The organism is Halodurantibacterium daqingense (genome assembly GCF_042666235.1).
Classification (GTDB): domain Bacteria; phylum Pseudomonadota; class Alphaproteobacteria; order Rhodobacterales; family Rhodobacteraceae; genus Halodurantibacterium; species Halodurantibacterium daqingensis.
In genome coordinates, this window is record NZ_JBHTFQ010000011.1 from 1 (window position 1) to 23792 (window position 23792).

The following is a 23792-nucleotide window of genomic DNA, read 5'->3' on the forward strand; positions in this document are numbered from 1 at the left end:
GCCGCGCTAACAGGCCTGACAAGAGTCCGCACTCGATCACAAGTCTAACGTTCAGAAATTCCTTGCAAATGAGGGCGGCATCCACAAGAGAAGGTTCAATGAAACTGACCATCAAGCTCAAGCTGGCTGCCACATTCCTTGTGGTTTTTCTCATGTCAGGCGCCGCGATGTTTCACGCGATCAAAGACTTGGAAGAACTGAAGAGCCAGATCAACTACATCGTCGAGGGCCCGTTCAAGAAGCTGACCCATGCCGATCGGCTCGAGGCAGAACAGTCGATGGTGCAGCTTGCGCTGCGCAACTACCTGCTTGCCACGACCAGCCAGGGCAAAGACGAGGCGCGGGCGCTGCTTGGCAAGGCGCGCGCGGACATGCGCACCAATTTCGATGCGCTTGATGCACTTGCCACCGACCAAAGCAAAGCCGAACTGCGCGTTTACGAGGAGCTCTGGGCCGAGGTCCGCGATATCAACGACAGGATTCTTCAGCTTTCCGACGAGGTGCGCCACGATGCCGCCGTCCGGTTGCTGAACAGCGATTCAAACCCCAAGCTGCAGTTGATGGAGGATGCGCTTGACCGCATCAGGGCCAACTATGCCGGGGAAAACGATGCGGCTGTGGCCCTGGCGAACCAGAGATACGACACCGCGCTGCGCAACCTGCTGCTGATCATGGGTGCCACCGCGCTTGTGGGCACTGCTGCGGCCGCATGGATCACCATCGCGATCTCGCGCGGGCTGAGCCGCGCGATCGACCTGACGCGCCGGGTGGCGGAGGGCGATCTCGGCAAGACTGCCGACCTTCGCGGCAATGACGAGATCACCGAGCTTCTGCGCGCCGCCAACGACATGGTCCTCAAGCTGCGTGACGTCGTCGGCGACGTAACCTCGGCCGTTCGGCAGGTTGCCTCGGGCAGTTCAGAGATGGCCGCAACTTCCGAACAGCTTTCGCAGGGCGCCAATGAACAGGCCTCGGCCACCGAAGAGGCCTCGGCCTCGGTGGAACAGATGGCGGCCAATATCAAGCAAAGCGCCGACAATGCCGCACAGACCGAGCGGATCGCGATCAAGTCCGCACAGGACGCGCGCGCCAGCGGCCAGGCCGTTTCCGATGCGGTCGAGGCGATGCAGGCGATCGCCGAGAGGATCATGATCGTGCAGGAAATCGCCCGCCAGACCGATCTGCTTGCCCTCAATGCCGCCGTCGAGGCAGCGCGGGCCGGCGAGCACGGCCGCGGCTTTGCGGTCGTTGCCGCCGAAGTTCGCAAGCTGGCCGAACGCAGCCAGACCGCGGCGACCGAGATCTCGGCGCTCTCGGCAAGCACGGTGCGCGCCGCGCAGGCAGCTGGCGACATGCTGCACGGGCTTGTTCCCGACATCGAACGCACCTCGTCCCTCGTCTCGGAGATCTCGGTCGCCTCGCGCGAACTCGCCACCGGTGCGGCCCAGGTCAGCACCGCCATCCAGCAGCTGGACAAGGTGACGCAGGAAAACAATGCGGCCGCCGAACAACTGTCCACCGGGGCGGTCCAGCTTTCTGCTCAGGCTGAACAGCTTGAGGAAACCATGGCCTATTTCCGCACCGAGAGCCAGACGGCACATGACGCGGGCCACCCGAGCCCGAACCGTCAGACCGCAGGTCAATCCGCCCAGAAGAGCCCCGCGCGCAACCGTGCCGCCGGCGCGCAGCCGTCCGGACGGGCCCCGGCCGGACCGAAGAATGGCGGATTCGACTTTGATCTTGATGGCGTCGACGGGGATGATCTGGATGCAGGTTTCCAGCGCAATGATGCCGCGTGACATGGTCCAGGGCGGACAGGTCGTGATCTTCGCGGCCGGCAGCGCGCTTTATGCGTTGCCGGTCCACCAGGTTCAGGAAATCCTTGACTTGCAGCCCATCGTGCCGCTTCCGAACGCCCCGGCGCATCTTCTGGGACTGACGGATCTGCGCGGCACCGGCATCGCTGTCGTGGACCTGCGCAAGCTTCTGCAACTCGATCCGGTCAACGACAGTGCCCAGACGCGGATTCTTGTCTGCGTCACCGGCCAGCCGGACAATCAGCGCCTTGTCGGCCTTCGGACAGAACGGGTGATCGAAGTAAGCGCCTTCGACGAAGAACGCGTGCAAACCCTGCACGAGGCAGACCTGATGCATTGCACCGACATCGCGGTGGCGGGTGTCGGACGACGCAACGGGGGTTTCGTGGCGCTGCTTGACCTTGAACGCCTGTTCGATCCGGCGCGGATGACGGCCGCACTCGCCTCCAGCCTGCCCGACGCGGGCTAGGGCTGCCATGCTCACCTCCGCCCAGTCCTACCGCAGCCGGTTCTGCGACCTGATCCGCACCCAGACCGGCATCAAGCTGCACAGCGGCCGCAAGGAGATGATCGAAATCCGCCTGCGCCGCCGCATTCAGGCACTGGGCGCAACGGATCTTGACGGGTATCTGGTTCAACTGTTCGACAAAGGGCTTCTGGATCAGGAGCTTCCGCAGGCGATCGACCTCCTGACCACGAACAAGACCGATTTCTTCCGCGAACCGGCGCATTTCGAGATCCTGACCGACAGGATCCTGCCCGAGGCCATCGGTCGGGCGGCGCCCTCGGCTCTGCGCTTCAAGGTCTGGAGCGCGGCAAGCTCGGAAGGCGCCGAGGCCTTCACCGCAGCCATGGTGCTGGCCGAGGCCACCCGCCGCCACCGCTTTACCTTTGCCGTACTGGGAACCGACATTTCGCGACGGATGATCGCCAAGGCCAATCAGGCAATCTATTCGGCGCAGCAGCTCGCGCCTGTTCCGCAGGCACTGCGGGATCGCTACACCATGCCCGGACGCACAGCCGCGGCGCGGGGCACTGCGCGTATCGTGCCCGAGCTGCGCGCCCGGGTCAGGTTCCGGCATCTCAACCTCATGGATGCCGTCTATCCGGTGGATCATGACGTGGATGTCATCTTCCTGCGCAACATCCTGATCTACTTCGGACCCGAGGATCAGGCCGCCGTGATTGCGCGACTGACGGCGCATATCGCGCCGGGCGGTTACCTGATCGTGGGACATGCGGAATCCATGATCGTCAATCATCCGGCACTGCGCCAGATCTCTCCTGCCGTGTTCAGAAAGGAGTAGCCCATGGTCACCCCCCCTGCGCGACCTCAGGCGACACGCGTGCTGATCGTGGACGATTCCGCGGCAGCGCGCGCCATGCTCAAGATGATCATCGAAAGCGATCCGGCCCTGACCGTAATGGCGGCGGTTCCCGATGCTTTCGCCGCCGCACGACGGATGCGCGAGGAACTGCCCGATGCGATCCTGCTGGACCTGGAGCTGCCGGGCATGGACGGGCTCACCTTCCTGCGCAAGATCATGCAGCAGCATCCCCTTCCGGTAATCGTCTGTTCAAGCCATGTAGCCGAGGGGTCGTCCGCGATGATGACGGCGCTTGAGCTTGGTGCGGTCGAAGTCATCGTGAAGCCCGCGCCACGCACTCCCGACGAACGGCAGGAAGCGGCGATCCGGATCTGCGACGCGATCCGCGCCGCGACCAGCACCCGGCGCAGTGCAGGCAGGGGTGACCTCCGGCCGCTCGCACCCGGTCCGAAACTGACGGCGGACGAGATCCTGCCGCCCCTTGCCCATATCCGTCCGACGCCCCGGACAGGCCCTGTGGTCTGCATTGGCGCCTCGACAGGCGGGACCGAAGCCCTGCGCGCGATCCTGACGGAACTGCCGGCTTCGGCGCCGCCGATCGTGGTGGTCCAGCACATGCCGCAGGGCTTTACCGCCGCTTTTGCACGCAGATTGGACAGTCTTTGCGCCCTGTCGGTGACCGAGGCGGCCGATGGCGACCCGGTGCTCCCCGGACAAGTCCTGATCGCGCCGGGCGACCGGCATCTGCTGCTGCGCCGGCGCAACCTCGCCTATCGTGTGGCGGTCGTGGGCGGACCCTATGTCTGCCGGCATCGTCCCGCGGTTGACGTGCTGTTCCGGTCTGCGGCCCAGGATGCTGCCGGCAACGCGCTGGGGATCATCCTGACGGGAATGGGCGATGACGGGGCGCGGTCGATGCTTGAAATGCATCAGGCCGGCGCAATGACCGTGGCGCAGGACGAAGACAGTTGCGTCGTCTATGGCATGCCGCGCGAGGCGATGCGGCTGGGCGGCGTGACCCGGCAAGAGCCGCTGCACCGCATCCCAGCCCTGATCATGCAGTTCGCGCGCAACCATGCAACCGGAGCCGCCGGATGACTGCCCTTGCCCAGACCATGCCCCACACCGCCGAAGCCACGCTTCGTGCCCTCGCGCCCACACTGCGCGATACCGAAGCGGCCTTTTCATCGGCGGGTGCAAGCCTGGGAACCGCGGTCAGCGATCTGAACACACTGCGCAACAGCTTCGGCCGGCTGGATGCGCTTCTGGGTCCCGATCAGACGGCACATTTCCAGCACCTCACTTCGGAAACCGGGCGTCAGACCCTTCTGCTGCGCGAAGGATTTGAACGCTTCCTTCAGCACAGCCAGGATCTGCGTGGCGCCGTCGGCACCATGCAGTCGGAAGTGTCCGAGCTGGTCGCCACGATCCGGACCATCTCGATCGTGACCCTTCATGCGCGCATCCTGGGCAATGCCCTGTCATCGAACCGGCAGCGCGTCGAAACCTTCACGCTTGGCCTCACCGGTCTCGCAGCCGAGGCGACGCGCATTGTCGAAGAGGTCGAGGATGCGATGGCGGGGATCGTGGCCCGCGCCGATGTCATGGATACCGAGGCGCTTTCGCTTGCGCGGGAACTGGGTGGGGCCGTTCAGCCAGCTCTGGCCGAAATCGGCACCCTGAGCACCGCCGCGGAAGAAGACCGCCTGCGCCTGGCAGAGGGCAACAGCGCCCTTGCCGCGCGGATGGAGACGATCTTTTCCGAGGTTGCCCAGATCATCCTGTCGCTGCAGGTGGGCGATGCCACACGTCAGCGGCTGGAACATGTTCAGGCGGTGACCGCGGCCGCGATGGACGAAGGCCGCTCGGCAGGGCTACGCGCCCTGCTACTGGACCTTGCCGATGCCCTGGCGGCCGGCACCCAGGACCGCCTGACGGCCGAACTCGCCGCGGTGTCCGGCCGCCTCCTGACGGTGGAAGATGCCGCGACCAGTGCGATCAGCACGGCGCGGACGCTGTATCTCGACGGGCCGGGCCAGAACATGGTGGCGATCGGTGCCATGGCACGGCGCGCGGCGCAGGTGGGCCAGGGGCTGCAACGCTGTTCAGGTCATCTGAAGGTCATGTCTGCCCAGGCACAACAGATCGGCCGCCATCTTGACCTGATCCGCAGCCATGAAATCCGCATGCGCCGCATCGAGGATCAGGTCCGGCTCCTGGGGCTCAACGCGGTGATCGTCTGCGCCAAGCTGGGACAGGAGGGACGGGCGCTGCAAGAAGTGTCGCGCCAGCTGCGCGAACTCACCCGCCTGTCTGGCGCCGTCTTTGCGCGGCTGCATCTGCGTCTCGAGGAAACGGAACGTTGGGCGGCCGCGATCGGTACCGACGCCGTCGCGAACCTCGCGCAGGATCTCGACCACGTCGCAGCCGGAATGAACAGCTTGCGGACCCTTCTGACCAGCACCGACAGCGCCCTGCGCGATTCGGGCACCATGTTCGGCCAGACCGGCCGGTCTCTGGCGACCGCCCTTGCAAGCGGGGCAGCGACGCTTGGGCGCTATAGCCGCAATCTGAGCGGGTTGGCAAGCTTTCGCGCCCAACTGAAACGTCTCGGGCCGCAGCCGGACTTCGCGCCGCAGCCGCCGGAGGTCGGCACAGCCGATCACGACATCGTCGCCAGCCTGCGGATGATCTACACCATGCCCGAGGAACGCCAGATCCACGACCGCGTCGTTGGCGCACCCGCCCAACCTGCGGCGGCAGAAGCACCCGCGGCTGCACCTGCGATCGACGACATCTTCTTCTGATCGGTCCGGCTTCGGCTCTGCCGCCCGTGGCACCTCCCGCACCCCAGGCTGACCCCACAGCCCCGGCAGGCAGATGCAACATCGGGATCGCGCCGGTCCGGTCCGCCCCTGAAGGCCAGGCCTTCTCAAGCCCGGATCCGGTCGTCCTTCCGTATCATGCAAAAGCGAGGGCCCGGGGCACGCCGGCTGACGGGCGCGCCACCGCTGCACTGCGGCCTATCTGATCGCGCCGCCCGCCCCGGCCTCTGGACTTCAGGCGGGCTCGCGGCCCTCCGTCTCGATCTCGGGGATTTCGGTGCGTTCCTCGATCTCGCCGCCGCACAGCATTTCCACGGCGCGATCGGCCGCATCCTGGAACGGCTCGAATACCAGATCCGCCCCTGCAGCGATCAGCACCTCGGTCTCGGAGGCGCTGTGCGATGCGGCCGCCAACCGGCCCGCGAAGCCGGCACCGCGCACCAGCTGCATCAGCGTGGTGCGGCTGTCCTCATGGCTGAGGCCCGTCAGATGCACAGGCACGGTGGAAACGATCCAGCCGGTCCCCATGAGGGGCAGTTCCGCCACGAACTCCGGATCGGTCGCATCGCCGAAATGGGCCTCGAGACCAAGTGCGCGCCAGCGGCGCACTGCCAGCGGATTGAAATCCACCCCGAGAACACGGATCCCGCGCTTCTTGAGGCGCATGCCGATGGCAGTGCCAAAGCGCCCCAAGCCGAAGATGATCACCTCGACCCTCCGGTCTGGCTCGGCCGTTGTTCCGGTCGGCTCGCGCGGGGTGCCGCGTCGTTCGAACACACCCAGAAGCGGTTCGAAAACGGCGTAAAGCTGGTGCGACCAGGTGATCATGTAGGTCGAGGCCGCGATCGTCACGAGGCCGACCATCGTCACCAGCCCCAGCGCATCGTCACGGACATGGCCCAGTGCCACGCCCATGGCGACGAAGATCAACGAGAACTCGCTGATCTGCGCGACCGTCAGCCCGGCGAGAAAGCTCGTCCGCTTGCGGTAGCCCAAGGCGCCCATGATCGCCAGAACGATCAGCGGGTTCCCGATCAGCACGAAAAGCGAGAAGATGACCGCCCCCGTGACATGCGCCCCCAGAAGCGACAGATCGAGCGTTGCACCAAGGGCGATGAAGAAGAACAGCAACAGAAAGTCGCGCAGGGGCGCCAGCCGCGCCGCAATGGATTCGCGGTAGGGCGTCGAGGCGAGCGCCACGCCGGCAAGCAGCCCGCCCACTTCCTTGCCCAGGCCGACCCGATCGCCCACCGCCGCGAAGATTGCCGCCAGCGCAATGGCGAAGATCACCAGAAGCTCGGGCGCGCGCGCCAGTTTTTCGGTGAGGGGATTGGCTGCAAAGCGCACGAACAGCACCACCGCCGCAACCAGCGCCAGCCCCGATCCCAACACCCAGAGCACCGAGCCGCCCCCTTCGCCGCCTGCGCCGATGCCGATGGCCGACAGGACGATCATCGCCAGGACCACCACCAGATCCTGCACGATCAGGAAGCCAAGCGCGATCTGGCCGTGCAGCGCGTCGATCTCGCGCTTGTCGGAAAGCAGCTTCACGATGATGATGGTTGAAGAAAAGGTCAGCGCAACGGCGACATAAAGGCTCGTGACGTGGCCCAGCCCCAGCCCCAGCCCGATCAGATAGCCGAAGAACGCCGTGAAGGCGACCTGACCGAGCCCCGTCAGCACCGACACGGCCCCGAGCGAGCGGATCAGCTTCACGTCAAGCTTGATGCCGACCAGAAACAGCAGCACGGCGATGCCAAGCTCCGACAGAAGGTGGATCTGTTCGTCGGAATGAACCACATCCAGCGCAGAGGGGCCGGCAATCAGCCCGACAGCGATGAAGCTGACAATCAGCGGCTGCCGCAGGAACGTGCCGAAAAGGCCGACGACCGCCGCCATGGCCAGAAGCAGCGCCACTTCGGCGAAAGAGGACATCATCGGCATCATTGCTCCTTTCTGGCAAGGCGGAAGGCCACATGACGGCTGTGGCCCAGTTCCTTGACCAGGTCAACTGGACACCGCGACAGGGCCTGTCGCGGCGTGTCCTACCACCGCTGTCTTCTGTCCGATGGGCCGCTCGGGCGCCACGTGCCGGATCGGCAGGACCACGCGCCACCCCGGACCGGCCGCCGGCGAGAGAGTTGCGTTTGCGCCTGGTTGAACGCAACGTCAGACTCGCCCGGATGCGGCATCCGCGCGATGCTGCGCCAGCCAAGATCAGGGGGGAACCATGGACGAAATCGTGATCCTGAGCGGTGCGCGCACCGCCATCGGCAGCTTTGGCGGCAGTCTCGCCACCGTCACCCCGGTCGATCTGGGCGCTGCAGCCGCGACTGCGGCGCTTGAGCGGGCGGGTGTGGCGCCGGGACAGGTTGGCCAGGTGGTCTTTGGCCATGTCATCAACACCGAACCGCGCGACATGTACCTGTCGCGCCTTGCCGCCATGCAGGCCGGGATCCCCGAGACGGTGCCGGCCATGAACGTGAACCGCCTTTGCGGTTCGGGTGCACAGGCGGTGGTTTCAGCCGTTCAGGCCCTTGCGCTTGGGGATGCCGATTTCGCCCTTGCCGGCGGCGCCGAAAGCATGAGCCGCGCGCCCTATATCCTGCCGGCGGCGCGCTGGGGCCAGAAGATGGGCGACACCGGCGCGAAGGACATGATGCTGGGCGCGCTCACCTGTCCGTTCGGCACCGGCCACATGGGCGTCACGGCGGAAAACGTCGCGGCCGAGCATGGCATCAGCCGCGAGGACCAGGATCGTTTCGCCGCCGAAAGCCAGGCCCGCGCCGCCCGCGCCATCGCCGAGGGGCGGTTTGACGATCAGATCGTCCCGATCGAGGTGCAGGGCCGCAAGGGGCCGCAGGTCTTCGCCCGGGATGAACATCCCAAGGAAACAACGCTCGAGGGCCTTGCCGCATTGCGCCCCGCCTTCCAGAAGGACGGGACGGTGACGGCAGGCAATGCCTCGGGGCTGAACGATGGCGCGGCGGCCCTGGTGCTGGCGCGGGCCGAGACCGCACAGAAGGCGGGGCTTCGGCCGCTCGCGCGGGTTCTGGGCTATGCCCATGCCGGGGTGGCGCCACGGGTGATGGGGCTGGGGCCGATCCCCGCCGTTGAGGCGCTCTGCGCCCGCACGGGCCTGAAGGTCGAGGACTTCGATGTAATCGAATCGAACGAGGCCTTCGCGGCTCAGGCCCTGGCTGTCAGCCGCGGCCTTGGGCTTGATCCGGCGCGGGTGAATCCCAACGGTGGCGCGGTGGCACTGGGCCACCCCGTTGGCGCGACTGGCGCGATCATCACCGTCAAGGCGCTTTACGAACTTCAGCGCAGCGGCGGACGGCGGGCCTTGATCACCATGTGCATCGGCGGTGGCCAGGGGATTGCCCTTGCGATCGAGCGGCTCTAGCGCAGCGACACCTGCGCGCGGGCGGCGCGGCCGCGCGCATCTATGACCGTGAGGGTCACGAAGCCCGAGCCAGGATCCTCGATGACCACATCGCGGCCGGCGGCCCTCAACGCCACGGGCCGGCCATCGGCAAGCCAGGAATAGGGCATCTCGCCCCCGGCCACACGGGCGACAAGCGGCCCGTCCAGTTCCATCACGGCGCCATCCGGCGGAAAGGCGATCGCCGGCGCATCGGCATCCGCCGAAAGCGCGCCCTCGCGGCCGCGGAACCGCTGCAGCGGGGCCGGCAGTTGCGCCGTGGTGGCAACCAGCGTGGCTCCGGGCGGTGGCGGCAAGGGATCAAGCGCCGGCTTGAGCCGCGCGAAGGCCTGAAACAGCACCGGCAGCGCGCTGTCCGCCCCGAAGGCTCCGGGCACTGGCGTTCCGTCGGCGCGGCCCATCCAGACCCCCACCACATGCCGTCCGTCAAAGCCCAGCGCCCAGGCATCGCGATGCCCATAGCTTGTGCCCGTCTTGTAGGCGAGCCGGTTACGCGGCGCCCCCGGCGGTGGCGGCGCCGAGGCAAGGATATCCGCCACCTGCCAGGCCGCGACCGGGCCCATCAGCCGCGCCCCTTCGGCGCCCGGCCCGGCATGGCTGAGCGTGATGGCACGGCCGCCACGCGCAAGCCCGGCATAAAGCTGCACCATCCCTTCCAGATGCACCCCCGCGCCGCCCAGCACCACCGCCAGCCCCGGCTGTCCGCCCGGCACCACCAGATCGACGCCCGCGCGCCGCGCCAGCGCGGGAATGCGGGCAGGACCAAGCGCCTCGGCCAGCGCCACCACGGGGATGTTGAGCGACAGTTGCAACGCATCGCGCAGGCGGATCGTGCCCCGGAACAGCCGGTCGAAATTCTGGGGCGCATAATCGCCAAACCGGGTGGGGCGATCCTCGATCAGCGTTTCGGGATGGGCCAGCCCGTCATCGAAGGCCAGCGCATAGACAAACGGCTTGAGCGTCGATCCCGGCGAGCGCAGCGCCCGTGTCATGTCCACGAAGCCCTGCCGCGCCTCGTCGCCATACTCGGCCGCGCCGACCGAGGCCAGCACCTCGCCCGTGCCGTGATCGGCGACAACAAGCGCGAGCGACAGACGGGCGCCGCGCTGTCCCACCGCGTCCCGCGCCAGCGCCTCGAGCTGGCGCTGCAGGCCGGGGTCGAGCGTCGTTTGGTGCAGCGGTCGCAGGGGCGCGGCGCGCACCAGACGTTCGGCAAGATGCGGGGCATGGGCGGGGAAAGGGCGGCGCACGTCAGGGATCCTCTCGGACCGCGCCGCAGTAGCCTGATCCTCGCTCAGCCGCCCCTGGGCCACCATCCGCGCCAGAACCCGGTCCCGCCCGGCACGGGCCGCGGCCGGGTTGCGATCCGGCCGGCGCAGTTCCGGTGCCTGCGGCAGTGCCACCAGAAGCGCTGCCTCGGCCTCGGTCAGGCGGCGCGGCTCCTTGCCGAACCAGGCAAAGCTTGCGGCCCGCACCCCCTCGAGATTGCCGCCGAAGGGCGCCCGATGCAGATAAAGCGCAAGGATTTCCGATTTGGACAGGCGCCGCTCCAGCGCAAGGGCCAGCCGGATCTGACGCAGCTTGCCGGCCCAGCGCCCCGTGCCACTCGCCTCCAGAAGCCGCGCGACCTGCATCGTCAGGGTCGATCCGCCCGACACGACGCGCCCCTGCATCACCGCCTGGCCCGTGGCGCGGATCAGCGCCAGCGGATCCACTCCGGAATGGCTGTAAAAGCGCCGGTCCTCATAGGCAATCAGCAGATCCAGATAGGCCGGATCAACAGCTGTGGGATCGACGGCAAGCCGCCAGCGCCCGTCCGGCGCCGTAAAGGCGCGCAACAGGTCGCCGTCACGCCCCCGCACCTCGACCGACAGGCCTGCACCCAAGGGTGGCAGCACCGTTGCATCCACCCAGGCGTCAAGGGCATCGCGCGCACCGGCCGCCAGCCACAACAGCAGCGCGAGGGCCGCGATCCGCCTCATTCCGTCACGATGACGCGCCCGGTATCGCCATGGGCGCGGAAAGCGGGGCGGTACATGTCCTCCACACCGGGCGCGGGATGGTGAAACTGCCCCGGCGTGACCGCGCGCACGATATAGGCAAGCCGGAAGCGTTCCGCGCTCTGCCAATCCACCGCGGCAAGGAAGCGATCCTCGCGCGCCTCGCTGTGACGGACCTCTTCCAGCACATCCAGCCAGTCCAGCGCGCGGACATCCCCGCCCCGCAACAGGTTGGGATTGTCGATCTCGAACCCTGCGGGAACCGGATCGCTGACCATCAGCCGGCCACCGCCGCCGTCGAAGGGCGTCACCTCCAGCACCGTGACCAGCCGCGTGCCCACAGCGACCGTATCCAATGCGACCTCGGCGCCCTCAAGCGTGTAATGACGCCGGGTGATCGCATAGCCGTTGCCGCCGGCGGGTTCCGGCACCTCGGGCGTGCCGAAGGTGGTCAGGGTCAGCACTTCTGGCGCGGCGCCTGTGTTCCTGATCACACGATCGGGCGCATCCGGATCAAGCGCCAGAACCGGGCCGGGCGCGGGCGCCCCATCAACCGTGAGGCCCTGCACCGCCGCCGACCCCGCCGCCGCATGGGCGGCCAGCAGGGACCAGGCGGCCTCTTGCGGGGAAAGATGCGCGGGGCGGTCGGCCAACCGGCCCACCAACGCCGGCTGGTCAACCGCCGTGCTTCCCGCCTCGAGCGCGAGGGCCAGAAGGCCGGCGGTGTCGCGCAGCGCTGTGCCGTAATCCGTGCGCCATACCTGAGCTTCGGGCCAGGATTGAAGCTGCGCCGCGCCGTGGGCAAACAGCGCATCCGCGCGTGGCTGGTCACCATAAAGCGCGAGCGCCATGCCCAGTTGCGCGGCAGCCAAGGGCGTGTCGAACATGTCGCGCCGGGCATCGGCGTAATAGCGCAGATCACCCACCGCCGCCGCCCCTTCACGGGCAAGGACCATCAGCGCATAGGCCACGGCGGGGCCGGCGCCCGGCTCCTCTGCGGCATAGTTCAGCTGGTTGCGCAGATTGGCCAGCGCGGCGCGGAAGGCAACCTCGGGCACCGCATGGCCGGCCGCACGGGCACGCGACAGGAAATCGGACACATAGGCATCAAGCCAGAAATCCCCCGCGCCTGCCTGCCAGAGCCCGAAGGCCCCGTTGGTGGCCTGCCGCGCCAGCACCGCGGTGATCGCGGCTGCGATGTCCTCGTGCGGAAGGGGTGCATCCTGCCCCGTTGCCTGCGCCACACCGTCCAGATAGAGCATCGGCAAGGCGCGGCTGGTGATCTGTTCAGTGCAGCCATAGGGATAACGCGTCAGCGCTGCCAGAAGCCCGGGGGCATCCAGACGGGCAAGGGGGCCCATCGCAAGCGTCGCATGGGCGGTGCCGGACCGCAGGCCGGCAAAGATGTCCGAACTCAGGGTGAAGCTTTCGCCCGGCGCCAGCGTGATCTGCCGCGTCACGCTGATGTCCGGATCATTGGCCCGCACTGGCAGAACCAGCCGCTGCGTCAGGCGCTCGCCATCAGGCGGCGTCAGGGCAATCTCGACCTCGTAGACCCCGGCCTCCGGCGCGGCAAGCCGAACGGCAACCCGCGCCGCTGCCCCTTCGGCAAGCGTGATCCGGTCGGGATGGGCACCGATCTCAAGCCCCGTGGCAAGGATTTCAAGCGCCATCTCGCCCGCAGGACCGGAAAGGTGGCTGAGATCCAGGAGCAGGCGACCGCTGTCGCCCGGTGCGAGGAACCGTGGCAGCGTCGCCTGCACAACAACCGGATCGCGCACCACCACATCTGCCTCCGCCTGCCCAACGGCACGGTCGCTCCAGACCACGGCCATCAGGCGCACGGTGCCGTTGAACGGCGGCAAGGGGACCTCGGCCCTTACGCGCCCATCTGCATCGACGCGCAGCGGGCCGTCGAACCAGGCCACAAGCTCTTCGGTGGGCGGCGGTGCCTGAAGGCGCGCGCTTCCGGCATCGCCCCCAGACCGCAACCGCCCCGGAACCCCGGCCATGCCATCGATCAGCCGCCCATAAAGGTCGCGGATACCGACCCCCAGTTTGCGCTGGCCAAAGTAATGCCCGTCGGGATCGGGGGCCTGAAACCCCGTGAGGTTCAGAATGCCAAGATCGACTGCAGCAATTGTGGCGTGGGCCGCGTCGCCAGGTTCCAGCCCATCCACCTCCAGCACGATTTCAAGGGGTGTGCGCGGGGCTGCTTCGGCCGGCACATCAAAACGTGCCGCCAGCCGCCTTGGCCCCGGGTCGACCGCCGCGTGCACAAGGCCCAGCGCCCGTGCGGGATTGCGCCCTGTTGCCGCATCCATCGGATGCAGCACCGAGGCGGTGACATAGGCACCCGCGCCCCAGTCTTCGGTCACGTTCAGCGGGATCAGCGTTTCTCCGGCTTTGACCTGGACAACCTGCCGGTCGATCACCCGGTCGCTGAGCACCGAAACAAGGGCCGTTCCGTCTGCCCGCGCAACCAGCCGCAGCCGCGCGACATCGCCCGGTGCGTAAAGCGGGCGATCAAGCGACATCTGCAGCGTATCGGGCGTTTCGGTCGTATCGGCAGGCGCATACCAGCCTGCGTGAAAGCGCAGCGCGCTGACGGCCGCGCCGCCCGCCTCTTCGGCGCGCAGTTCATATTCACCCCAGGTCACGGGAATGGCAAGCGAGGCAGGCCCCGCGTCACCGATCTCGGCCACGCCTTCGGCCACGCGGCTGCGGGTGACCACCGCGTCCCAGTTCCACTGCCCCCACATCTGGTACCACTGATAACGGGTCTCGATCCGGCTGAGCGTCCAGCGGACCGTCATCGCACGGCGGGTCCCGTCGGCATCAAGCGCGATCAGCCGAAACCCGGCCTCAGTGCCTTCGGCGGCGACATCGTCAAAGAGGGGCTGCAGGCCGATCATCGCGCGGGTTCCCAGAACGGGCGCCGTCAGCCGGCGTTCAACCGGGCGGTTTGAACCTTCCGAAAGCCGCACCGTCGCACGCACCTCCAGCGGGCGGCCCGGATCCGTTGCCTCGGGGAGCGGCGCCACGATCTGCGCGCGCCCTTCGGCATCGGTGCGCAGGCCCGGCGGCAGCGCCGTCATCACCGGCAGGAAGGGATCATCCTGCAGGCCGAAGCGGTATCCCGGAAAGGCCGCAAGCCCGTCCGCCGCATGCAGCGCCAGTTCGCCCTCGATCGCCAGATCGGCGCCTGGCGCCCCAAAGAGATAGCGCGCCTCGATCCCAAGCGTGGCCGCCCGGTCAAGCTGCGGCGGATCCTGCAGATCAAGCTGGAAATCAATCCTTTCCGGAAGGAAATCCTCGACCAGAACGGTGGCGGCGCGCAGCGCGGGCGCATCGGGGTCGGCGCGGATTTCCAATCGCCACTGGCCGCGCGGAACCTCGGGGGCAAGCGGAAAGGCAAAGACATGGCCGCCCGCGTGATCATTGGCCGAAAGCTGGCGCGCGTATTCCACCCCGTCGGGGCGCACCAGCCGCGCCGTCAGCGGAAGGCCGGGCAGCGCGCGCACCAGCCCGTCGCGGGCAAGCGCCGTCGCAAAGATGGTCTCACCCGCGCGATAGGCGCCCCGGTCTGTGGTCAGGAACACATCGACGGGGGGCGCGGGTTCGCGCCCCTCGGCGCCGCGATCCGACAGGTCGAACTCCGGATCGGTCAGCGGCAGGAAGGCGATGTCCACGCCCTCTTCCTCGGCGGTGATCAGCGCCGGTGCCGCGCCGCCCGTGCCGCGCGCCAGCCCCGCCGCGAACACGCCATGGCCATCCGCATCCGTTTCAAGCGTTTCAAGCACCCGGTTGGACCGGGACACAAGCGAAACCTGCACGCCGGGCCGTGGGCCGGCGCTGCCAAGGCTGCGCACCCAGACATGCAGCCCGTCTGTCCCCGAGAGCGAGGTGAGTCCAAGATCGCTGACCACGAACCATTGCGAGGCTTCGGCGATATCGTAGGCCTCGGTGCCGGCAACAGCGGCGCGCAGCACATAGATGCCCGGTGGCAGATCACCGAGGCTTTCGCTCAGCGGCAGGCTGGTGGTGACATCGCGGTTGAGGTCCTGCGCCACCTCGGCCTGACCCTGCCAGACATCCTCGGTCATGGTTTCGGCAAAGCTCTGATCCTGCCAGGGATCAAGCGACCGTCCGAACCAGTTGTTCTGGATCGCCCCCAGAAGGTTCCGGTCGCTGACGCGGCGCAGGACCAGATCCACCGCGGCGGTATTCACCGTCTCGACCGGCAGGGCGATGCCGTTACCCCGCGGGAGCACATAGGCCCGCCCCGGAAACCGCACGGCAGGCGCGCGGTCCCGCACATAGAACTCCACTGGCACCGCCGCCGGAAGGCTTTCGCCGGCGGCCGACGGCAAGCCGCGGCGGAAGGTCACCTGATAGTTCTGACCATGCTCCACCCCCTCGAGGCAGAGGCGGCTGCCGTCGGGCTCGACCGTAAGGGTTGCCGCACCTTGCACGAAGCTGGCATAATCGACCCCGACCGCGAGATCCTCGGAAAACTGTGCACAGACGCGCGGGCGGGCAAGATCGCTTTCGACCACATGTTCGATGATCCGGAAACCGAACTGCAGTTCGGCGGCTTCGATCCGTGCCGCAAGCTCGGGCGTCGGCGCCAGCTCGGCAGCGCGGCGCAGCGCGGCCAGAAACGCTCGCCCGTTGCCCCGGCTTTCAAGCACATCAGCAAGCGCCAGAAATGCGCCGGCCCGCGTTTCTGCCCCGTCCGAGGCACGCAGAATCGCATTGACCGCTGCCAGTTCCGCAGCATCGAGCAGCATCATGCGCTCATCGAACTCGGGTGCGGGAATCGCGAACAAGAGCCGCGCATATCTGGTCCAGTCTTCTGGCAGGTCTTCCAGAACCACCGCCTGCCCCATCAACCGGCTGGCCGCACGCGGATCACCCTGCGCAGCGGCATCGGCAGCCTGGCGCAGTTCGGCGGCGCTGCGCCCATCGGCGGGATGCGCGCCGGCCAGCGACAGCGCCTGATCGCGGGCACGACCCGCGAAGCCGGGGTCAAGGAAGGAAAGCTCGGCCTGCCGTGCGGCCACACCCGCAAGCACCCCCGCTGCGGCATTGCGCACCCGGGCCGAAATGGCACCGGCAAAGGGGCGTTCTTCGGCGACGCCCGATTTCGGGAAACAGGCGCCCGACCGGCTGTTGAAGGTCAGCGCCTGACAGGCCTCCGTGGCCAGACAGGCGCGCTGACAAGCCTCGAGCGTCGTGTTGAACATGGGGCTGAGATCGCCGCCGTAGAAATCCACATCCTCGGTGACGACAAGGCGCCGTTCGGGAACCGGCCCCTCCTGCGCAAGAAGCGGAGTGGCGCCCAGCAAAAGCACGGCAAGCAGGATGTTGCGCATGGGGATCTCCCTTATTGCGGGAATGCTGGCACGCGGCTTCGCCGTGCGCAAGAACCAGCCGCACCGGCAGGCGGAATGCCCCGGGCAGTCGTGGCAGCGGGATGGCCGCAGCGATCCCGAAGGCCGAGGATCGCCCCCGAAGTCAGCCCGGCAGGCGCGCCGCAGGGCATGTTCAGGACGCCCCCCAACTGGCGCTCCCGACGGGTTCAGCGCGATCCCCTGCAGTGAAGCCCGGTATGCTGCGCCACCGTCGGCGATCAGTCAGCCCGACAGGTCGGGCACTGCCGCAGGCAGGCACTGCAGGATCCTTTGCGAAGGCGCGGGCGCTGCTGGCGGTTGGTCGCTGAGAGCCACGCAGGACTGTGCGGGACTGCGGGCTGCCTCTGCCGGCCTGTCAGGCGGCCTCGGAGGCTTCGCCACTGCGCAGGAATACCGGGCGATCCTCCTCGCTCAGATCCGGGGCATGACGATAGCCGCCGGCATCGAAGGCGGTCAGCGCCCTGGGATCGGTCAGCCGGTGTTCGACGATGAAGCGCGCCATCGCCCCCCGGGCCTTCTTGGCATAGAAGCTGACGATCTTCGGACTGCCGCCACGATCTTCCATGAAGACCGGGGTGATGACGCGCGGGCGCAGCGCCTCGGGCCGCACGGCCGAGAAATATTCGACCGAGGCGCAGTTCACCAGCACCTTGGCACCGACGGCCGAGGCGGCCTCGTTCAGGGCATGCGACAGCCGGTCGGACCAGTAATCATAAAGCGACTGACCTTTCTGCGTGACAAGGCGGCTGCCCATCTCCAGCCGGTAGGGCTGGATGCGGTCAAGCGGGCGCAACAGCCCGTAGAGCCCCGACAGGATGCGCAGATGATCCTGCGCCCAGCGCAGCGCATCCGGGTCAAGCGTCCGTGCCTCAAGCCCGGCATAGGTATCACCGGCGAAAGCAAGGGCGGCAGGCCGGGTTTGCTGCGGATCGGGGGCGTCAGCGAAATCGGCAAAGCGATCGCGGTTCAGCCGGGCCAGATCCTCGCTGATATGCATCAGCTTGCGCAGGGCGGCGACATCAAGCCCGCGCGCCACCTGCGCAAGGGCCACCGCATCCGACTGGAAAGCAGGATCGGTGACGGCAGGGACGGCCGCTTCGGACCAGTCAAGACGTTTGGCAGGAGAGATGACGACAAGCATGAAACCTCGGGACGTCAGGAAGGATCGTGGTGCAGGACGGACAGGAACGCATCGGCGAACCGCTCGGACCGCCTCTCGCCGAGGATCCGCGCCACGGCCGCCGCGTCGGCGGGGCGCAGTTCCGCCACCTTGGCAAGCTGCTGCGGCGAACAGCTCAGCGGTTTTTCGGTGCCGTCCGCCCCCCGGATCAGCCCGGCATGCGCCTCGCTCAGCTGGTCATAAAGCGGGGCCGCGGCACGGCCGGCCAGCTTGCGCCGGATCGGATGCACTTCTTCTGCAGGTGCGCCGCTGATCACCGAAAGGAACGCGGCACCATAGCTTTCCAGCTTCTTCGCCCCCACCCCGCTGACGCGGGCCATGTCGTCCAGCGTCCGGGGGCGGGTTTCGGCCATCTCGATCAGTGTGCGATCGGTGAAGATCACATAGGCGGGCACACGTGCCGCTTCGGCCAGGGCGCGGCGCTTGGCCTTGAGCGCCGAGAGAAGCGGCGCATCCTCGTCGCTGACCAGGGCCTTGACGACGGGGCGGGCGGTGGCCTTTTCGACCGTATCCTCGCGCAGCATGATCTCGGCCTCGCCGCGCAAGATCGGCAGGGCGGCATCGGTCATGCGCAGCGCGCCGTGCCGTTCCGGATCGGGCCGGATCAGATCGCGCCCCATCATCTGACGGAACACAGCCTGCCAGGCCGGCCGGCCCAGATCACGCCCAACAGCGAAGGTGGGCAAGGCATCGTGGCCGCGTTCTTTCACCTTTGCGGTAGGATTTCCGGTCAGGATATCGATCAGATGCCCAGTGCCGAACCATTCCCCTGTGCGCAGGATCGCCGACAGCGCCTTGCGCACCGGCTGGGTAGCATTGAACAACCGCGCCGGCAGGCGGCACATGTCGCAATTGCCGCAAGGTTCGGGATCTTCGCCGAAATAGCGCAACAGAACCTGACGCCGGCAACCTGTCGCCTCGGCCAGGCCCAGAAGCGCATTCAGCCGCGCATGATCGGCGGCCTTGCGCTCAGGCGGAGCCAGCCCTTCATCGACCTGGGCGCGGCGGAGGCGGATATCATCGGGGCCATAAAGGGTCAGCGTGTCCGCGGCCGCACCGTCACGGCCGGCGCGCCCGATTTCCTGGTAATATCCTTCGATCGACTTGGGCAGATCGGCATGGGCGACCCAGCGGATATCCGGCTTGTCGATCCCCATGCCGAAGGCCACCGTCGCCACCACGATCAGCCCGTCCTCCTGCTGAAAGCGCCGCTCGACCGTGCGCCGCTCGATCGGATCCATGCCGCCGTGATAGTGACAGGCGAGATGTCCCGCCTCTTCCAGCGCGCGCGACAGGGTTTCCGTCTTGGCCCGGGTGGCGCAATAGACGATGCCCGACTGCCCCTTGCGTGCCGCGGCATAGGCCAGGATCTGGCGGCGCGGATTATCCTTGACGGCGAAGGCCAGATGAATGTTCGGCCGGTCAAATCCGCGCAGGAACACCTGCGGCGGCGCCTCGGGAAACAGGCGGGCGATGATCTCGGCCCGCGTCTCCTCGTCGGCGGTGGCCGTGAAGGCGGCCAGCGGCACGCCCAGCGCGCGGCGCAGATCTCCGATCCGCAGATAATCCGGACGGAAATCATGGCCCCACTGGCTGACACAATGCGCCTCATCCACCGCAATCAGGGTGCAATTGGCCCGGCGCAGCAGCGACAGCGCCCCGGCCGAGGCCAGCCGTTCGGGCGCCATGTACAGGATCTTCAGCCGCCCGTCGTCGAGTGCGGCGAAAACCTCCTCGGTTTCCTCGTCAGTATTGCCCGAGGTAAGCGCCCCCGCCTCGACCCCGGCTTCCCGCAGCGCGCGCACCTGGTCGCGCATCAGCGCGATCAGCGGCGAAATGACCAGCGTTACCCCGTCGCGGCACAGCGCGGGCAGCTGATAGCACAGCGACTTGCCGCCCCCCGTGGGCATGATGGCCAGCGTATTCCGGCCCGCCAGCACCGCCTCGACGATTTCGGCCTGGCCGGGACGGAAGCTGGAAAATCCGAAAACCGAGGCAAGCAGCGCCTGCGGCGTCAGGGGGGTCAGATCATTCACGTCGGCATGGGCTCAGTAGAACAGCGCGGCGTTGTTCATCAGCACGATGCGCAGGGCATAGATGCCCAGAAGAACGATCAGCGGCGCAAGATCAAGCCCGCCCATCTGCGGCAGGAAGGCGCGGATCCGGCCGTAGATCGGCTCCAGCAGCCGGCTCAGCCCGTCCCAGATCTGCGCTACAAGCGGTTGACGCAGGTTGAGCACGTTGAAATTGATCAGCCAGCTCATGATGATGTGGGCGATGATGATGAACCACACCACATCAAGGATCATCAGGATGATTTGCAGAAGCGACGTCATGAATGTGCCTGTCCCGAAACTGTCGCCCCCAGAGGTATAGGCGCCGCGCCTCAAGGGCAACCGCCTTCCGTCACGTTTCGCTTGACCTTGCGCCACCCGCACGCGACCCCGGTGCCAAACGGAGACCAAGATGTACCCCATTTTCCGCCTGATGAAAGAGGCGCGCCGGGCGCGCCGCATGCCGCCGCTGCCGCTTACGGGAACGCATGTGTCCCATCACATCTGCTGGCCCTGGGATCTTGACCCCTGGATCGAGCTGAACAATGGCCGCACGCTGACGCTCTATGACCTCGGGCGGGTGCCCTATGGGCGGCGGATCGGCTTCGAGGCGGCGCTGCGCAAGCAGGGCTGGGGCATGACGGTCGCCGGCAACTCGCTGCGTTATCGTCGCCGGGTGCGCGCCTTTGACCGGGTCGAGATGCTGACCCGCTGCCTGGGATGGGATCGCCGCTTCTTCTACATCGAGCAGAGCATGTGGAAAGGTGGCGACTGCACCAGCCACATGCTGTTGCGCAGCGCGGTGACCAGCCGCAACGGCATCGTCCCGCCCGCCGAAGTGCTGGCGGCGATGGGCCATCCCGAGGAAAGCCCCACCTTGCCCGACTGGGTCACCGCCTGGATCGCTGCCGACGCCACGCGTCCCTGGCCCCCTGCCCGCCCCGAGGACCTGTGAGCGCCCTGGTGCCGCCGAGGCTTTGAGGCTTTGAGGCTTTGAGGCTTTGAGGCTTTGAGGCTTTGAGGCTTTGAGGCTTTGAGGCTTGAGACATTGAAACGGGCAGGAAGCCGCAAGTGGCTGGATGTCCGAGCACCGGCGGCGCCCAGCCGCATCGGGCAGCAGGCAACCCCGAGGGGCGCGGCTGTGCCGGCGCCCCATAGGCCACCAGGGGACAGACAGGGATTGCTGGCGGCACCTGTGGGCCTCCTCTCCGTCACGTGCGACAGGCTTTGCCAGGCACCTGCGCTTGCGCGGACGCCCTGCGCATTCGCAGCGCCCCATGTCGGGCGCGAACCGGTTCATTCCACCGCCTCTTTCGCAGGAGGTTTTTCGGCGGGGTCCGGGGGCGGGTGATGCTGCCCCCGGTCGGCTTGCGGAACCGCGGCCGGGCTTGCCAAAAACCGCATTTGCCCCTTCTATCGCCGCAGTGGCAAGGGGCAGGCGCATGACCGAGCGGAAACGCATCTGGGGCTGGTATTTCTTTGACTGGGCAAACCAGCCGTACAGCACCCTGCTTATGACCTTCATCTTCGCGCCCTATTTCGCCTCGGCCGTCGCGGCGGATCCGGTGCGGGGCCAGCAGGACTGGGGCACGATGCTGACCGTCACCGGGCTCTGCATCGCGCTTCTGGCCCCGGTTCTGGGCGCGGTGGCCGACAGTGGCGGCGGGCGGCGCGGCTGGATCCTGCTCTGGTCGGTTTTCTATGTCGGCGGGGCCTTCAGCCTCTGGTGGGCGGAGCCGGGGATGGAGACGACCTTCTGGATCCTTGTCGCCTTCGGCCTGGGGGTGATCGGGCTTGAATTCGGCATCATCTTCACCAACGCCATCCTGCCCGAGCTTGGGCCGAGAGAGGCGCTCGGCCGCATCTCGGGCTCGGCCTGGGCATTCGGATATGCCGGGGGCGTGCTGTCGCTGCTGATCGTGCTGGCCTTTCTCGCCGAAAACGAAACCGGGCATACGCTGATCGGGTTGAAACCGCTGTTCGGCCTTGATCCCGAAGCCCGCGAAGGGACCCGTGCGGTCGGCCCGTTGACGGCGGCCTGGTATGTCCTGTTCGTGATCCCGTTCTTTCTCTGGGTTCCGCAAGACCGCCGGCAGACAACTCGGCGCCAGCCGATCCAGGCGACACGGGCGGCACTGCGCGATCTGGGCGGGACGCTGCGGCGGTTGCCGCGGCAACCCAGCCTCTTTGCCTGGCTTGGATCGTCAATGCTGTTTCGGGACGCGTTGAACGGGATCTATGCCTTTGGCGGGATCTATGCCGCCGGGGTGCTTGGCTGGGACATCACGCGGATCGGGCTGTTCGGGATCGTGGCCGCGATCGCCGGCGCGGTCTTCTGCTGGTTTGGCGGACGCGCGGACAGCCGCTTCGGGCCGATGCCGGTGATCATCGCCTGCATCTGCGCCCTGATCGCCGTCTGTGTCATCGTGGTGCTGACCGACCGGACCATGGTTCTGGGCATGGCCGTTCCGGCGGGCTCCAGCCTTCCCGACATCGCGTTTTTCCTCTGCGGCGGTGTGATCGGCGCGGCGGGCGGATCGCTGCAGGCCTCGGGCCGCACGATGATGGTGCGTCAGGCCAACCCGGCCCGGATGACCGAGGCGTTCGGCCTTTATGCCCTTTCGGGCAAGGCCACGGCCTTTCTGGCGCCCGCGCTGGTTGCCATGGCGACGATGATCACGAATGATCAGAGATTGGGGGTCGCGCCGCTGATCGTGCTTTTTATTCTCGCGCTTCTGTTGCTATTCTGGGTTGAACCAGAGGGCGAAAGGATCACGACATGCGCCGCATCCTGACGACGCTGACAAGGGCCGGCCTGTTCGGCGGCGCGCTGGCCCTTGCCGCGCCGGTCGCGGCGGAACCGCTTGCGAACCAACTGTTCGGCGCGCATCGCACCGCCTCGGCGCATACCCCTGCGGCGATCGGAAGCTATGCCAAGGGCTGCGCCGCCGGGCTGATGCAACTGCCCGAAAGCGGCCCTTACTGGCAGGCGATGCGCCTGAGCCGCAACCGCAACTGGGGCCACCCCGAAATGGTGCAGTTCCTGGTGGATCTCAGCTATACCGCAAGCCTTCTGGGCTGGCCGGGGCTTTACATCGGCGACATCAGCCAACCTCGCGGCGGGCCCATGACCTCGGGCCACTCCAGCCACCAGATCGGTCTTGATGCCGACATCTGGATGTTGCCGCCCCGCCGCCTTGACCTGAGCCGCGCCGAACGTGAACAGATCAGCTCGATCTCGGTGCGGACGGACGATCAGCGCAGCATCAACCGCAACTGGACGCCGGTTCACCACGAAATCCTGCGCCGCGCCGCCGGTGACCCGCGGGTGGACAGGGTCTTTGTCGCTGCGGCCGTCAAGATCGAGATGTGCAGGACCGCAACCGCCGCGGATACGCCCTGGCTGCAGAAGATCCGGCCGATCGAAGGGCACAACACCCACTTTCATGTCAGGTTGAAATGTCCTGCCGATTCTGCCAGTTGCGTGACCCAGACCCCAACGGTTGCCGAGCTTTCAAAGAATGGAAATGGCTGTGACGAGACGCTGCAATGGTGGGTGACCGACTACCTCAATCCCCCGAAGGTCGAACGGCCCGCCACGCCGCCTGCGCCGCGCCCACGCCATCCGCGCGAATTCACCATGGCCGATCTGCCGCAGCAATGCTCCGAGGTTGTCTCGTTGCGCTGACGCTTGCGGCGCTTCCGGGATGTGGCGTTTCTGCCCAG

15 protein-coding genes are annotated in these 23792 nt (G+C 67.3%); 9 read left to right on the forward strand and 6 right to left on the reverse strand.

Features of this window, described 5'->3' with window-relative positions; translation table 11 throughout:
* Positions 1-98: 98 nt before the first annotated feature.
* Genes ACFQXB_RS16845 through ACFQXB_RS16865 form a run of 5 tightly spaced genes read left to right on the forward strand, consistent with a single transcriptional unit; the run spans position 99 to position 5952 of the window.
* Entirely contained in the window at positions 99-1799 is a 1701-nt protein-coding gene (locus ACFQXB_RS16845; protein ID WP_377406170.1) for a methyl-accepting chemotaxis protein, read from the forward strand.
* Positions 1768-2286: a chemotaxis protein CheW gene (locus tag ACFQXB_RS16850; protein ID WP_377406171.1), complete on the forward strand. Its 519-nt coding sequence runs from the start codon at positions 1768-1770 to the stop codon at positions 2284-2286. Before ACFQXB_RS16845 ends, ACFQXB_RS16850 begins: the two co-directional genes overlap by 32 nt.
* Before the next feature lie 7 nt (positions 2287-2293).
* Complete coding sequence (locus ACFQXB_RS16855) at positions 2294-3124, forward strand: CheR family methyltransferase (RefSeq protein ID WP_377406173.1); 831 nt, start codon at positions 2294-2296, stop codon at positions 3122-3124.
* Between the two features lie 3 nt (positions 3125-3127).
* A complete protein-coding gene (locus ACFQXB_RS16860) occupies positions 3128-4243 on the forward strand; it encodes a protein-glutamate methylesterase/protein-glutamine glutaminase (RefSeq protein WP_377406175.1) in 1116 nt (371 codons plus the stop codon).
* On the forward strand, positions 4240-5952 hold the full coding sequence (locus ACFQXB_RS16865) for a transducer, TlpC (protein WP_377406177.1): 1713 nt from the start codon (positions 4240-4242) through the stop codon (positions 5950-5952). The genes ACFQXB_RS16860 and ACFQXB_RS16865 overlap by 4 nt, the downstream gene beginning before the upstream one ends.
* Before the next feature lie 252 nt (positions 5953-6204).
* Here ACFQXB_RS16865 and ACFQXB_RS16870 read toward each other — a convergent pair whose 3' ends face one another.
* Complete coding sequence (locus ACFQXB_RS16870) at positions 6205-7914, reverse strand: cation:proton antiporter (protein ID WP_377406179.1); 1710 nt, start codon at positions 7912-7914, stop codon at positions 6205-6207.
* 286 nt (positions 7915-8200) lie between these two features.
* On the opposite strand from ACFQXB_RS16870, the gene ACFQXB_RS16875 reads away from it, so the two are divergent.
* A complete protein-coding gene (locus ACFQXB_RS16875; RefSeq protein WP_377406181.1) occupies positions 8201-9376 on the forward strand; it encodes an acetyl-CoA C-acyltransferase family protein in 1176 nt (391 codons plus the stop codon).
* Here ACFQXB_RS16875 and pbpC read toward each other — a convergent pair.
* The 5 genes from pbpC to ACFQXB_RS16900 form a co-directional block, all read right to left on the reverse strand.
* Positions 9373-11397, reverse strand: coding sequence for a penicillin-binding protein 1C (pbpC, locus tag ACFQXB_RS16880; protein WP_377406183.1), 2025 nt, complete (start codon positions 11395-11397; stop codon positions 9373-9375). The two genes, ACFQXB_RS16875 and pbpC, sit on opposite strands and share 4 nt — an antisense overlap.
* Positions 11394-16793 (reverse strand): alpha-2-macroglobulin family protein, encoded by a 5400-nt coding sequence (locus ACFQXB_RS16885; RefSeq protein WP_377406185.1) that lies wholly within the window; start codon positions 16791-16793, stop codon positions 11394-11396. Before ACFQXB_RS16885 ends, pbpC begins: the two co-directional genes overlap by 4 nt.
* A gap of 394 nt (positions 16794-17187) precedes the next feature.
* Positions 17188-17973: a peroxide stress protein YaaA gene (gene yaaA / locus ACFQXB_RS16890; protein WP_377406187.1), complete on the reverse strand. Its 786-nt coding sequence runs from the start codon at positions 17971-17973 to the stop codon at positions 17188-17190.
* 14 nt (positions 17974-17987) lie between these two features.
* Positions 17988-20048, reverse strand: coding sequence for a DNA helicase RecQ (gene recQ, locus ACFQXB_RS16895; RefSeq protein WP_377406189.1), 2061 nt, complete (start codon positions 20046-20048; stop codon positions 17988-17990).
* Between the two features lie 12 nt (positions 20049-20060).
* On the reverse strand, positions 20061-20348 hold the full coding sequence (locus ACFQXB_RS16900; RefSeq protein WP_377406191.1) for a YggT family protein: 288 nt from the start codon (positions 20346-20348) through the stop codon (positions 20061-20063).
* A gap of 130 nt (positions 20349-20478) precedes the next feature.
* Here ACFQXB_RS16900 and ACFQXB_RS16905 point away from each other — a divergent pair, with 130 nt between their 5' ends.
* The 3 genes from ACFQXB_RS16905 to mepA all read left to right on the forward strand — a co-directional run bounded on the left by ACFQXB_RS16905 (position 20479) and on the right by mepA (position 23754).
* Positions 20479-21021: an acyl-CoA thioesterase gene (locus ACFQXB_RS16905; protein WP_377406193.1), complete on the forward strand. Its 543-nt coding sequence runs from the start codon at positions 20479-20481 to the stop codon at positions 21019-21021.
* Between the two features lie 487 nt (positions 21022-21508).
* Entirely contained in the window at positions 21509-22861 is a 1353-nt protein-coding gene (locus ACFQXB_RS16910; protein WP_377406195.1) for an MFS transporter, read from the forward strand.
* Complete coding sequence (gene mepA / locus ACFQXB_RS16915) at positions 22846-23754, forward strand: penicillin-insensitive murein endopeptidase (protein WP_377406197.1); 909 nt, start codon at positions 22846-22848, stop codon at positions 23752-23754. The genes ACFQXB_RS16910 and mepA overlap by 16 nt, the downstream gene beginning before the upstream one ends.
* The last annotated feature ends 38 nt before the right edge of the window (positions 23755-23792 follow it).